The sequence below is a fragment of the Serratia sp. BNK-17 genome (genome assembly GCF_048684935.1).
In the GTDB taxonomy this organism is placed as follows: domain Bacteria; phylum Pseudomonadota; class Gammaproteobacteria; order Enterobacterales; family Enterobacteriaceae; genus Serratia; species Serratia nematodiphila.
Window position 1 is genome coordinate 1437708 of record NZ_JBLQTR010000001.1, and the last position, 12266, is coordinate 1449973.

The window sequence follows — 12266 nt, forward strand, 5'->3', positions numbered from 1 at the left end:
AATGGCGCTCGTTATGGAACACAAAAACACCACATTCGATATCCGCTCAATCATCAAATGAACGTAAAAGGTCATATTGATGTGATAACAGATAAAGCCATCGGAGGCGCTCATGTTGAGTATTTTTAAGCCGGCCGCACACATCGCCCGTGTGCCGAGCGATAAGGTAGACCCGCTCTACCGTAAGCTGCGCTGGCAAATTTTCCTGGGGATCTTCTTCGGTTACGCCGCTTACTATCTGGTGCGTAAGAACTTCACCCTGGCCATGCCTTACCTGATCGAACAAGGCTTCAGCCGCGGCGACCTCGGCTTCGCGCTGTCGGGCATCTCCATCGCCTACGGCTTCTCCAAATTCATCATGGGTTCGGTCTCCGACCGTTCCAACCCGCGAGTGTTCCTGCCTGCCGGCCTGATCCTGGCGGCGGCGGTGATGTTGTTCATGGGCTTCGTGCCGTGGGCCACTTCCAGCATCGCCATCATGTTCGTCCTGCTGTTCCTGTGCGGCTGGTTCCAGGGCATGGGTTGGCCGCCGTGCGGCCGTACCATGGTGCACTGGTGGTCGCAGAAAGAACGCGGCGGCATCGTCTCCATCTGGAACTGCGCCCACAACGTGGGTGGCGGCCTGCCGCCGCTGCTGTTCCTGCTGGGCATGGCCTGGTTCAACGACTGGCACGCGGCGCTGTACATGCCGGCCTTCGGCGCCATCCTGGTGGCCCTGATCGCCTTCGCCCTGATGCGCGACACCCCGCAATCCTGCGGCCTGCCGCCGATTGAAGAGTACAAAAACGACTATCCGGACGACTACAGCGAAAAAGACGAAGAAGAGCTGACCGCCAAGCAGATCTTCATGCAGTACATCCTGCCAAACAAGCTGCTGTGGTACATCGCGGTCGCCAACGTGTTCGTCTACCTGCTGCGTTACGGCATTCTGGACTGGTCGCCGACCTACCTGAAAGAAGTGAAGCACTTCGCGCTGGACAAGTCTTCCTGGGCCTACTTCCTGTATGAATACGCCGGTATCCCGGGCACTCTGCTGTGCGGCTGGATGTCGGACAAAGTGTTCAAAGGCAACCGCGGCGCCACCGGCGTGTTCTTCATGACGCTGGTGACCATCGCCACCGTGGTGTTCTGGATGAACCCGGCCGGCAACCCGACCGTGGACATGATCTGTATGCTGGTCATCGGCTTCCTGATCTACGGCCCGGTGATGCTGATCGGCCTGCACGCGCTGGAGCTGGCGCCGAAGAAAGCCGCCGGCACCGCCGCGGGCTTCACCGGCCTGTTCGGCTACCTGGGCGGCTCGGTCGCGGCCAGCGCCATCGTCGGTTACACCGTGGACTTCTTCGGTTGGGACGGCGGCTTCATGGTGATGATCGGCGGCGGCGTGCTGGCGGTTATCCTGCTGCTGCTGACCATGCTGAACGAAAAGAAACACCACGCGGAAATCGCCGCCAAGCGCGGTTAAGCGTCACACGACTTTTGCATGATTTAAAGGCCGCCCTGCGGCCTTTTTACTACCCTGCCCCCAACAACACGGAGAAAACGGAATGCGGACTCAAGTCAAAGCCCTGCTGACAGGGATCATTCTCGCCACCTCGATGGTCAGCGCCGCGCAGGCGGCGGACAAAGTGGTGATCGCCCACCGCGGCGCCAGCGGCTACCTGCCGGAACACACTCTGCCGGCGAAAGCGATGGCCTACGCGCAGGGCGCCGATTACCTCGAACAAGATCTGGTGATGACCAAGGACAACGAGCTGGTGGTGCTGCACGACCATTACCTCGATCGCGTCACCGACGTCGCCGAACGCTTCCCGGACCGCGCGCGTAAAGACGGCCGTTATTACGCCATCGACTTTACGCTTGCGGAGATCAAATCGCTGAAGTTCACCGAAGGCTTTGAAATCGAAAACGGCAAGAAGGTGCAGGGCTACCCTGGCCGCTTCCCGATGGGCAAATCCGACTTCCGCGTGCACACCTTCCAGGAAGAGATCGAGTTCGTGCAGGGTCTGAACCATTCGACCGGCAAGAACATCGGCATCTACCCTGAAATCAAGGCGCCGTGGTTCCACAAACAGGAAGGCAAAGACATCTCCAGCAAAGTGCTGGCGGTGCTCAAGCAGTACGGCTACACCGGCAAGAACGACAACGTCTACCTGCAGTGCTTCGACGCCAACGAGCTCAAGCGCATCAAGAACGAGCTGGAGCCGAAGCTGGGCATGGATCTGAAGCTGGTACAGCTGATCGCCTATAACGACTGGCAGGAAACCTATGAGCAGAAAGCCGACGGCAAGTGGGTGGAATACGACTACGACTGGATGTTCAAACCGGGCGCGATGAAGAAAATCGCTCAGTATGCCGACGGCATCGGGCCGGACTACCACATGCTGGTGGTGGCGGAAAAATCCAAGCCGGGCCACATCGTGCTGACCGACATGGTGAAAGAAGCGCACGCCAGCAAGCTGGCGGTGCATCCGTTCACCATCCGCGCCGATGCGCTGCCGAAGTACGTGACCGACGTGAACCAGCTGTATGACGTGATTTACAACCAGGCCGGCGTCGACGGCGTGTTCACCGACTTCCCGGACAAGGGCGTGCAGTTCCTGCAGAAGCAGGGCCAGCACAAGTAATGCCAAGGGCGCCGCGAGGCGCCCTTATTATTTAATGGTTATTTCAGAGGAACATCTTGCGCAGGTAGTGCGGCACCGCGTTATCGACGTTGGAGCCGATCACTTCCAGCTCCGGCAGCATGTCCTTCAGGCGCTGATGCGCGTCGCGCATGATGCAGCCCTTGCCGGCCATCGACAACATCTCCAGATCGTTCATGCCGTCGCCGAAGGCGATGCACTCTTGCAGCGTATAGCCGATGATCTTGGCCACTTCTTCCAGCGCATGCCCTTTCGACACGCCGCCCGCCATCACTTCCAGGCAGGTAGGGAACGAGAAGCTGACGTTGACCCGATCGCCCCAGCGCGCGTTGATGGCGTCTTCCACCTGCAGCAACCGCTCGTGATCTTCACAGGTGAAGTAAACCTTGCAGACGCCGTCGGTTTCCAGCAGGCCCGGCTCAAACAGCTGATATTTGAACACCGACTCCTGGAAGAACTCTTCCTGCTCCGGGCTTTCGCGGTTGGTAAACCAATCGTCGTTACGGTAGACGTTGGTGGTGATATCCGGATCGTCGTGCAGCATGCCGTACAGATCGCGGGCGATATCCCCGTCCAGGTTGTGGCTGAAAATCAGTTCGCCGGCGGTGTTGTGCACCCGTGCGCCGTTGGAAGTGATCATAAAGGCGCTGATCTCCAGGCTGTCGCGGATCTGCGCCACGTCGATATGGTGGCGGCCGGTGGCGAACACGAAATGCACGCCGCGCTGAGTCAGCAACTTCAGCGTTTCTTTAGCGTACGGCGACAGGGTATGGTCGGGAGACAGCAGCGTGCCATCTAAATCGGAAGCGACGACGTGATACATAGCGTTATGTTCTAACCTCTGATGGAGTTGTCGGCAGCAGCACGCCGCCTAAGTGTTGAGCAAAGAAGCGCAGAATTGCGTTCAGTGCTTCGGCGCGCAGCGCGTCCCGCTCGAACAGGATCTCATGGCGTGCGCCGTTGATAACCCACGGGAGCCCCCCTTCGCAAGGGCGCCCCGCGTCTGACAGAGCCTGACAAAAAGCCTGGTGCGAACGGTTGTCGACTACCCGTTCTTCACCGGCCTGCAAAAGCAACAGCGGCGTGGCAATCTTCCCGGCCTGCGCGATAATCTGCCGGCCGGCGCGGATGCTCTCCCGCACCCAATGGTAGGTCGGCCCGCCCACCTGCAGCTCGGGGTAATCGGCATAATAACGCAGGCTGCGCCGGTAACGCTCGCGGCTATGGGTCAACACGTTGACCACATAGGGCAGCGGACGCCACTGGCCGGTGCCCACCGCGTAATAGTCGCGGATCGCCGGGCGGGTCTCCGCCCAGTCGAGAATGCGATCGGCCAGCCAACCCGGCATCGGCAGCCGGATGCCGAACATCGGCGCGCAAAACGCCGCCGCGTCGAACGCCTGCGGCCGGCGCTGCAGAAACTGCGCCAGGATCGCGCCGCCCATCGAATGCGCCAGCGCGAAGCGCTGCCGATAACCGTGCGATTCGACCTCGCGCAGCCACAGCTGTTCGAAATCGTCCACGTAGTCGGCGAAGTTTACCACATGACCGCGGTGCGTATCCGCCAGTAAACGCCCGGAACGCCCCTGGCCGCGATGATCGACGATCACCACGTCGTAGCCGCAGTGGAACAGATCGTAGGCCACCTCAGGGTATTTCACGTAGCTTTCGATGCGGCCGGGGCTGACCACCACCACTCGCTGATGCCGCGCAGAACTGAAGCGCACAAAGCGGATCGGCACGCCGTCCACGCCGCTGAATTCGCCTTCTTCGCGCTGCCGCCAGAAATCCAGCAGCGGCCCGGTGGCGAAGGCAGCGAACTGCGTTTCACGCGTTAACCAGTCATCGGAGCTGAGAGTGAACGAGGTCATCGAGAGCGTTTTCCCTGTGGGGCCGGCGGAAAATGTGACCGCTGGCACAAGAAATCATACTAGCGTATTGTGATTCAATTCTGACAAAAACAGCGCCGCCTCGGCGCATTGTGGCACAAAACGACACTTTCAGGGAGCCGAAGCACCATGACCTTGGACTGGTGGTTAACCTATCTGCTGACCACGCTTATCCTGAGCCTTTCCCCCGGCTCAGGCGCCATCAATACCATGAGCACCGGCATCAGCCACGGCTATCGCGGCGCCGCCGCCTCGATAGCCGGGCTGCAGGTCGGGCTGAGCGCGCACATCGTGCTGGTGGGCATCGGTCTCGGCGCGCTGATATCGCAATCGCTGCTGGCGTTCGAACTGTTGAAATGGTTGGGCGCCGCCTACCTGGTGTGGCTCGGCATCCAGCAGTGGCGCGCCGCCGGCGCGCTGGATCTGCATGCGCTGGCGGGCAGCATGCCGCGCCGCCGTCTGTTCCGCCGCGCGGTGCTGGTCAACCTGACCAACCCGAAAAGCATCGTGTTCCTCGCCGCACTGTTCCCGCAGTTCATCTTGCCCAATCAGCCGCAGGCCGAGCAGTATCTGGTGCTCGGCGTCACCACCGTGGTGGTGGATATTCTGGTGATGATCGGTTACGCCACTTTGGCGACGCGCATCGCCGGCTGGCTGAGAACGCCGCGCCAGATGCAGTTGCTCAACCGACTGTTCGGTTCGCTGTTCATTCTGGTGGCGGGGCTGCTGGCGACTGCCCGCAAAGCCTGACAAAAAAGGCCGGGCATCGCTGCTCGGCCTTGGGCATGTCACCGCCGATCAGCGGGTAAAGATCAGGTGTAACCCGAAGCCGGTGAACAGCACGCCCGCCACCCCGTCGATCCACTTGGCCAACCGCTGATAGCAGCGGCGCATCGCCGGCAGCGCAAACACCACCGCCACCAGGCTGAACCAGACGAAGGTCTCGGCGACGATCAGCAAGAACAGCCCCCAGCGCGCTCCGGCGCCAACGCTGTCGCCGACGAACAGCGAGAACACGCTGCCGAAATAGATCACCGCTTTCGGGTTGGACAGATTGGTCAGGAAGCCGCGAATAAAGCTGCGCCCGGCCTTGGGCAACGCCACCTGGGCCTCCGCTGCCGGCTGCGCTTGCTGCGCCCGCGCGGAACGCAGCAGTTGCCACCCCATCCAGCACAGGTACATCCCGCCGCCGACCATGATGATCTGATGCAGCCAGGCCATCTTCTGCAGGATCAGGTGCAGCCCCATCAACGCCACGCCGGCCCACACCACGATGCCGAGCGAAATGCCGACCACGCCCATCATCGCCTCGCGGCGCGAACGGCTGGCGGCGGTTTGCGACACGAAAAAGAAGTCCGGCCCCGGGCTCATCAGCGCAATCAGATGCACCAGCGCCACGGTGAGAAACAGCATTAGCATGATTTATCGCCCTCAGTCTTCGTCATTGTCGAGATGGTCGCGGATCATCGCCATAAAGGGCGCGCCGAAACGCTCCAGTTTGCGCTGGCCGACGCCGTTGACGCTCAGCAGATCGCCGGCCTTGATCGGCATCTGTTCGGCCATTTCCAGCAGCGTGGCGTCGTTGAACACCACGTAGGGAGGAATGTTTTCTTCGTCGGCGATCGACTTGCGCAGTTTGCGCAGCTTGGCGAACAGCTTGCGATCGTAATTGCCGCCGTAGGATTTCTGGTTGGCGCTGCTGCGCGACTTCAGGCTCTGAATGCGCGGCACCGCCAGCTGCAGCGCCACCTCGCCGCGCAACACCGGGCGCGCCGCCTCGGTCAATTGCAGCGCCGAGTGCATGGCGATGTTCTGGGTGATAAAACCCAGGTGGATCAGCTGACGCAGCACGCTGGTCCAGTGTTCGGTGGTCTGATCGCGGCCGATGCCGTACACCGGCAGCTTGTCGTGGCCATATTCGCGGATACGCTGGTTGTTGGAGCCGCGCAGCACTTCCACGATGTACCCGAGGCCAAAGCGCTGGCCGACGCGATACACGCAGGACAGCGCCTTGCGCGCGTCCTCCAGCCCGTCGTAGCGCTTGGGCGGATCGAGGCAGATATCGCAGTTGCCGCAGTTCTCGTGCTTGCCTTCGCCAAAGTAGTTGAGCAGCACCAGGCGGCGGCAGGTTTGCGCCTCGGCGAACGCCCCCATGGCATTCAGCTTGTGGCGCTCGATGTCCAGCTGTTGCCCGGCGGGTTTCTCCTCCAGGCAGCGGCGCAGCCAGGCCATATCGGCCGGATCGTACAGCAGGATGGCTTCGGCCGGCAGGCCGTCGCGCCCGGCGCGGCCGGTCTCCTGATAATAGGATTCGATATTGCGCGGGATGTCGAAATGCACCACGAAACGCACGTTGGGTTTGTTGATGCCCATGCCGAAGGCGACGGTGGCCACCACCACCTGCAGATCGTCACGCTGGAACGCTTCCTGCACCTGGGCGCGGCGCTCGTTGTCCAGCCCGGCGTGGTAGGCGCCGACGCTCAGCCCGCGGCTTTGCAGGCGCGCGGCGGTGTCTTCCACCTTGGCGCGGCTGTTGCAATAGATAATGCCGCTCTTGCCGCGCTGATCCTGCACGAAGCGCCACAGCTGATCGAGCGGTTTGAATTTTTCCACCAGCGTGTAGCGGATGTTCGGCCGGTCGAAGCTGCTGACCTGCACCAGCGGATCCTGCAGCGACAGCAGGCGCACGATATCGCCGCGCGTGGCTTCGTCGGCGGTGGCGGTCAACGCGATCACCGGCATCGCCGGGAAGCGCTGTTTCAGCTGGCCCAGCGCGCGATATTCCGGCCGGAAGTCATGGCCCCACTGCGAGATGCAGTGCGCCTCATCCACCGCCAGCATCGCCGGCGGGCAGTGATCGAGCAGGTTGAGGAAGCTTTCCATCATCAGCCGTTCCGGCGCGATGTACAGCATCTTGATGGTGCCGTTGCGGCAGCCGGCCATGACGTCCAACTGCTCCTCGCGGGTTTGCGTCGAGTTGTAGCAGGCGGCGGAAACGCCGTAGGCCAACAGTTGGTCGACCTGGTCCTTCATCAGCGAGATAAGCGGGGAAACCACCAGGGTCAGGCCGTCCATCACCAGCGCCGGGATTTGGTAGCACAACGACTTGCCGCCGCCGGTCGGCATCACCACCAGGCAATCCTGCCCGCCGATCGCGGCATTGATAATCGTTTGTTGGCCCGGACGGAATTGCTGGTAGCCGAAGGTATCGCGCAATACCTGCTCGGCCAGCAACTCTCTGTTAATCACTGCTGCGGTTGACACACACTTCCCCATTTTTTCATCGGTACACACCCACCGGGTATGATTACATAATATCGTTCAGCATGACACCAACGCCCACCCGTGTCTGCCGGAAGTTGTAGTCGATCAGCGATTCGCCGTAGCCGCTGAACACCTGGGTATAGAATCGCACGTTGCGGGTGATCGGGTAGCTCCAGCCCAGTTCCGCGCCGCCGTAGCCGCTGTTCCAGTTGTAGTGGCTGTCGACGCTGAACACGCTGTCGCCCCAGGCGTAACCGACCTTCAACCGGTAGTATCCCATGTATTTGGTGATGTCCGGGTTGTCGTCGTTGCTCGAGCTCTCCGAGAAGCGGAACCAGGGCTTGAGATCCACCTGCCAATTGCCGTTTTGCGCCATCAGCCGCGCATAGCCGCGATTCCAGCTGCGCGACGTCGGATCCGAGCGGCCGTTAGACTGATGGTTAACGCCGATTTCCACATCGCGCAGCGTCCAGCCGGCAAAGCGGTAATCGGTCGCCCACCCCACGAACAGCTGCGGCTCGTAGTTGGTCTCGCGGAACGGCGAAGACTCGCCGCGGTTGGACAATTGCCACCAGGAGCGCTGAGTATAAGACGCGCCGAGCACCGAGTTGTCGCCGGCAATGCCCCGCCACAGCGGAAATGCCAGGCTAAGCTGGTATTTCACCTCGTCCTTGCGCGCCTTGTCGGCCCAGTTGTACGTCTTGATGGCTTCTTTGTTGATATCGCTGGTGTCGGTGTACAGCAGGTAATTGGGATCGTAAGGATACAGCGTGAATGGATTATCGTGCTCCTGCAGCAGGTTGGCGATAATGCTGCCGCGCACCGCCGGCTTATCGTGAATCTGCTGCTCTTTGGCTTCCTCAGCCAATGCCAGCGCCGGCATCAGCAGCGTGGCGGAAACGATCCCTGACAAAATGCGCATAACCTCTCCTTACTCCAACGAAAAAGGGCAAGCCCGGAAAAAATCAGGCCATTTTACACACAAAGGAGGATTTACCGCAGCGCGGTCCGGTTTTATTGGAATAGTCTGGAAAGCAACAAAGGTTAAGCATAAAATCAACATTCCATTAACCTGGACTGACCAGTTAGCTCCCTTAAAACGCAAAAGAAAAACGGAACCCCGCTATGTCGACCACTGCTCTGACCCTGGAAGCCGCCCGCCGCAAGATCGGCGAAATCTTTGTCTACCACATGCCGTTCAACCGCGAGCTTGGCCTGGAGCTGCGCCGCTTCGACGATGACTACGTCGAGCTGAGCTTCACCAACCAGCGCAAGCTGGTGGGCAACGCCGCGCAGGAAATTCTGCATGGCGGCGTGATCGCCGCGGTGCTCGACGTCGCCGCCGGGCTGGCCTGCGCCGGCGGCGTGCTGACGCGCATGGAACCGCTGATCGAAGAGGAGATCGCCGCCAAACTGTCGCGCATGGGCACCATCGATCTGCGCGTCGACTATCTGCGCCCCGGCCGCGGCGAACACTTCGTCGCCTCCGCCAGCGTGCTGCGCAGCGGCAACAAGGTCGCCGTCGCGCGCGTAGAACTGCATAACCACGACGGCCTGCATATCGCCACCGCTACCGCCACCTATCTGGTCGGCTGATGATTGTGTGCGGTGAGCGACTTCAGTACACTCACCGCATCTTACGTTCCCCACCAGAGTGACGTCATGGACGCAAAGCAAACGCGTCAGGGCATTTTCTTCGCCCTGGCCGCCTATTTTATGTGGGGCATCGCCCCGGCCTATTTCAAACTGATCCAGCAAGTATCCGCGGACGAGATCCTCACCCACCGGATCATCTGGTCGTTTTTCTTCATGCTGGCGCTGATCACGCTGGGCCGCAACTGGCCGAAAGTGCGCGCCGCCTGCCAAAACCGCAAACGGCTGCTGTTGCTGGCGGTCACCGCGCTGTTGATCGGCGGCAACTGGCTGCTGTTCATCTGGGCGGTGAACAATCACCATATGCTGGAAGCCAGCCTGGGCTACTTCATCAACCCGCTGGTTAACGTGCTGTTGGGGATGCTGTTTCTCGGCGAACGTTTCCGCCGCATGCAGTGGGTGGCGGTGGCGCTGGCGTTCACCGGGGTGCTGGTGCAGCTCTGGCAGTTCGGCTCATTGCCGATCATCGGTCTGGGCCTGGCGTTCAGCTTCGCCTTCTACGGCCTGCTGCGCAAGAAAATCGCCATCGACGCGCAGACCGGCATGCTGATTGAAACGCTGTGGCTGCTGCCGGTGGCGGCGGGCTACCTGTTCCTGTTCGCCGACAGCCCCACCAGCCACCTGAGCGCCAACCCGTGGTCGCTGAATCTGCTGCTGGTCGCCGCCGGCATCGTCACCACCGTGCCGCTGCTGTGCTTCACCGCGGCGGCTACCCGGCTGCGCCTGTCGACGCTCGGTTTCTTCCAGTATCTCGGCCCGACGCTGATGTTCCTGCTGGCGGTCACCTTCTACGGCGAGACCGTCGGCCAGGACAAACTGGTGACCTTCGGCTTTATCTGGGCGGCGCTGATCCTGTTCACCCTCGACGCGCTCTATACCCAGCGCAAGCTGCGTTGAGCCCGGCGCCGCCGAGTTACAGCCAGTTCTTGCGCTTGAAGTACAGGTAAGGGGCCAGGCCCGCCAGGATCATCAAGGTGATGGCGCCCGGGTAGCCGAACGACCATTTCAGTTCCGGCATGAATTCAAAGTTCATGCCGTAGCTGGAGGCCACCAGCGTAGGCGGCAGGAACACCACCGACACCACCGAGAAGATCTTGATGATACGGTTCTGTTCGATGTTGATGAAACCCATCGCCGCCTGCATCAGGAAGTTCACCTTCTGGAACAGCGATTCGTTGTGCGGCAGCAGGGATTCGATATCGCGCAGCACTTCACGCGCCTGCTCCAGCTGGCCGGTCGGCAAACGCGCCTTGCGCACCAGGAAGTTGAGCGCGCGCTGGGTATCCATCAGACACAAACGCACCTTCCAGCCGATATCTTCCAGCTCCGCCAGCGTCGACAGCGCGGCGTCGTATTCGTCGCCCTGATGCCCTTCCATGATCACCCGGCTAAGCTGTTCCAGATCGCTGTAGATGTTCTCTATCTCGTCCGCCAGCTGTTCAATCTTGGTTTCGAACAGATCCAGCAGCAGTTCGTAGGCGTTGCCTTCGAGCATGGTCTGGTTGCGGGCGCGCATGCGGTACAGGCGAAACGCCGGCAGTTCACGCTCACGCAGGGTGTACAGGCGACCGTCGCGGATGGTGAAGGCCACCGTGGAGTTGCCGGCGTGATCTTCCGCATCTTCAAAATAGAAGAAGGAGTGGATATGCAGACCGTCTTCGTCTTCGAAGAAACGGGCGGAGGCTTCGATGTCGTCCAGTTCGGGACGCGTCGCCAGGCTTTGTCCCAGCTCATTCTGCACGCGCTCACGCTCGCCCTCTTCCGGCTCGACCAGATCAACCCACAGCGATGACGTGAGATCATCCGAGTCGTCCAGTTCCAGACGGGACAAGCGGCGGTTATCTAATTTAAAAGCGCTCAGCATGTGCCAAAACTCCGTGAAGGTAACGGGTGCGGACAACGCGTTGAAGCACAGAAACAGAGGGGATGCGTATCACCGATTTGTTTCAGACCATGAAGAGATCTGACTCATAGCGACGCTTTGCGGGGTCGCCGACAACCACGAAGGCTATCAGCAAAAACGGAGAGCCTTAGAAGTTATACCTGCGGCGCAGGTCAGTGAGCCAGTATCTACTGGGTGTGTCCAAGGCGTCTGTCCTCAATGATAATAGTGCGCGCATGTTACGCCGAGAAGAAAAAGCCTGTCAACACGTTAGGCGGGATAATTGCGCAACAAATCATCACGATGATCAATGGCAGAAATGGCGCTTAAACCGTACTGAAAAAGTCGCGGCGATCGCTTACCACCTCCCAGAATGTTGCTAAGATGACATCACCCTAATGGTACGACAAGCATGCGGATTTAAACGATGAAACAGATTACCGCCCATGAACTGACCGCGATGAGCGAACAGGCCGCCAGCGTGGCCCGCCTGCGCGCGCACCGCACCTTACACGAAGAGCTGAGCGACCCGGTGCAACGCCTGGCGATCGCCATGGAACCCGGCACCTATATCCGCCCGCACCGCCACCCGCAAACCTGGGAGCTGCTGACGCCGCTGCGCGGCCGTTTCGTCGTGTTACAGTTCAACGATGACGGTGTCGTGACGCAGCGCACCCTGCTCGGCGAAGAAACCAAAGTGCTGGAGATGCCGGCCTTTACCTGGCATGCGGTGCTGTCGGTCGATGCCGGCGGCGTGGTGTTCGAAGTGAAGCGGGGGCCGTATCAGGCGCTGACCGAAGAAGACTGCATGCCGTGGGCGCCGCAGGAAGGCGGCGAAGGCACCGAAGCGGTGATGCGCTGGTACGCCACCGCACAGGTCGGCGACCGCTACCCTCACTGATGGTGAACGATTGCAGGGGCTTGCCCCTGCAA

At 60.7% G+C, this 12266-nt stretch carries 12 protein-coding genes; 6 read left to right on the forward strand and 6 right to left on the reverse strand.

Translation table 11 applies throughout. The features are described from left to right. Positions 1-112 precede the first annotated feature (112 nt). Together glpT and glpQ are read left to right on the forward strand one after the other, a co-directional pair. On the forward strand, positions 113-1465 hold the full coding sequence (gene glpT, locus ACMGF7_RS06915) for a glycerol-3-phosphate transporter (RefSeq protein WP_049241587.1): 1353 nt from the start codon (positions 113-115) through the stop codon (positions 1463-1465). 82 nt (positions 1466-1547) lie between these two features. Next, complete coding sequence (gene glpQ / locus ACMGF7_RS06920; protein ID WP_004934292.1) at positions 1548-2627, forward strand: glycerophosphodiester phosphodiesterase; 1080 nt, start codon at positions 1548-1550, stop codon at positions 2625-2627. A 43-nt stretch (positions 2628-2670) separates the two neighbouring features. Here glpQ and yigL read toward each other — a convergent pair whose 3' ends face one another. Continuing rightward, a complete protein-coding gene (yigL, locus tag ACMGF7_RS06925; protein WP_004934290.1) occupies positions 2671-3468 on the reverse strand; it encodes a sugar/pyridoxal phosphate phosphatase YigL in 798 nt (265 codons plus the stop codon). Positions 3469-3472: 4 nt separating this feature from the next. Continuing rightward, on the reverse strand, positions 3473-4516 hold the full coding sequence (pldB, locus tag ACMGF7_RS06930) for a lysophospholipase L2 (RefSeq protein ID WP_164095909.1): 1044 nt from the start codon (positions 4514-4516) through the stop codon (positions 3473-3475). A 147-nt stretch (positions 4517-4663) separates the two neighbouring features. Here pldB and rhtB point away from each other — a divergent pair, with 147 nt between their 5' ends. Next, a complete protein-coding gene (rhtB, locus tag ACMGF7_RS06935; RefSeq protein WP_004934282.1) occupies positions 4664-5284 on the forward strand; it encodes a homoserine/homoserine lactone efflux protein in 621 nt (206 codons plus the stop codon). A gap of 48 nt (positions 5285-5332) precedes the next feature. Here rhtB and rhtC read toward each other — a convergent pair whose 3' ends face one another. The 3 genes from rhtC to pldA are packed head-to-tail and all read right to left on the reverse strand — an operon-like array spanning position 5333 to position 8720. Beyond that, positions 5333-5953: a threonine export protein RhtC gene (gene rhtC / locus ACMGF7_RS06940; RefSeq protein WP_420286404.1), complete on the reverse strand. Its 621-nt coding sequence runs from the start codon at positions 5951-5953 to the stop codon at positions 5333-5335. A gap of 12 nt (positions 5954-5965) precedes the next feature. Continuing rightward, complete coding sequence (recQ, locus tag ACMGF7_RS06945; RefSeq protein WP_028127631.1) at positions 5966-7798, reverse strand: ATP-dependent DNA helicase RecQ; 1833 nt, start codon at positions 7796-7798, stop codon at positions 5966-5968. Between the two features lie 43 nt (positions 7799-7841). Further along, complete coding sequence (pldA, locus tag ACMGF7_RS06950) at positions 7842-8720, reverse strand: phospholipase A (RefSeq protein ID WP_004934270.1); 879 nt, start codon at positions 8718-8720, stop codon at positions 7842-7844. A gap of 203 nt (positions 8721-8923) precedes the next feature. Here pldA and ACMGF7_RS06955 point away from each other — a divergent pair, with 203 nt between their 5' ends. Next, positions 8924-9394, forward strand: a complete 471-nt coding sequence (locus ACMGF7_RS06955; protein ID WP_004934267.1) for a thioesterase family protein — start codon at positions 8924-8926, stop codon at positions 9392-9394. Between the two features lie 66 nt (positions 9395-9460). Further along, positions 9461-10348 (forward strand): EamA family transporter RarD, encoded by an 888-nt coding sequence (rarD, locus tag ACMGF7_RS06960; RefSeq protein WP_004934265.1) that lies wholly within the window; start codon positions 9461-9463, stop codon positions 10346-10348. 16 nt (positions 10349-10364) lie between these two features. Here rarD and corA read toward each other — a convergent pair whose 3' ends face one another. After that, on the reverse strand, positions 10365-11315 hold the full coding sequence (gene corA, locus ACMGF7_RS06965) for a magnesium/cobalt transporter CorA (protein ID WP_004934262.1): 951 nt from the start codon (positions 11313-11315) through the stop codon (positions 10365-10367). A gap of 445 nt (positions 11316-11760) precedes the next feature. On the opposite strand from corA, the gene ACMGF7_RS06970 reads away from it, so the two are divergent. Further along, the gene (locus ACMGF7_RS06970; protein WP_085337579.1) at positions 11761-12234 is read left to right on the forward strand and encodes a WbuC family cupin fold metalloprotein; all 474 of its coding nucleotides are present in this window, start codon (positions 11761-11763) and stop codon (positions 12232-12234) included. Positions 12235-12266: the final 32 nt, after the last annotated feature.

Bases quoted from the DNA above. Each gene is read 5' to 3' on its own strand.
- rhtC (WP_420286404.1), bottom strand. From the start codon at position 5,953: ATGCTAATGCTGTTTCTCACCGTGGCGCTGGTGCATCTGATTGCGCTG.
- corA (WP_004934262.1), bottom strand. From the start codon at position 11,315: ATGCTGAGCGCTTTTAAATTAGATAACCGCCGCTTGTCCCGTCTGGAA.
- glpQ (WP_004934292.1), top strand. From the start codon at position 1,548: ATGCGGACTCAAGTCAAAGCCCTGCTGACAGGGATCATTCTCGCCACC.
- rarD (WP_004934265.1), top strand. From the start codon at position 9,461: ATGGACGCAAAGCAAACGCGTCAGGGCATTTTCTTCGCCCTGGCCGCC.
- ACMGF7_RS06955 (WP_004934267.1), top strand. From the start codon at position 8,924: ATGTCGACCACTGCTCTGACCCTGGAAGCCGCCCGCCGCAAGATCGGC.
- glpT (WP_049241587.1), top strand. From the start codon at position 113: ATGTTGAGTATTTTTAAGCCGGCCGCACACATCGCCCGTGTGCCGAGC.
- pldA (WP_004934270.1), bottom strand. From the start codon at position 8,720: ATGCGCATTTTGTCAGGGATCGTTTCCGCCACGCTGCTGATGCCGGCG.
- yigL (WP_004934290.1), bottom strand. From the start codon at position 3,468: ATGTATCACGTCGTCGCTTCCGATTTAGATGGCACGCTGCTGTCTCCC.
- rhtB (WP_004934282.1), top strand. From the start codon at position 4,664: ATGACCTTGGACTGGTGGTTAACCTATCTGCTGACCACGCTTATCCTG.
- ACMGF7_RS06970 (WP_085337579.1), top strand. From the start codon at position 11,761: ATGAAACAGATTACCGCCCATGAACTGACCGCGATGAGCGAACAGGCC.
- pldB (WP_164095909.1), bottom strand. From the start codon at position 4,516: ATGACCTCGTTCACTCTCAGCTCCGATGACTGGTTAACGCGTGAAACG.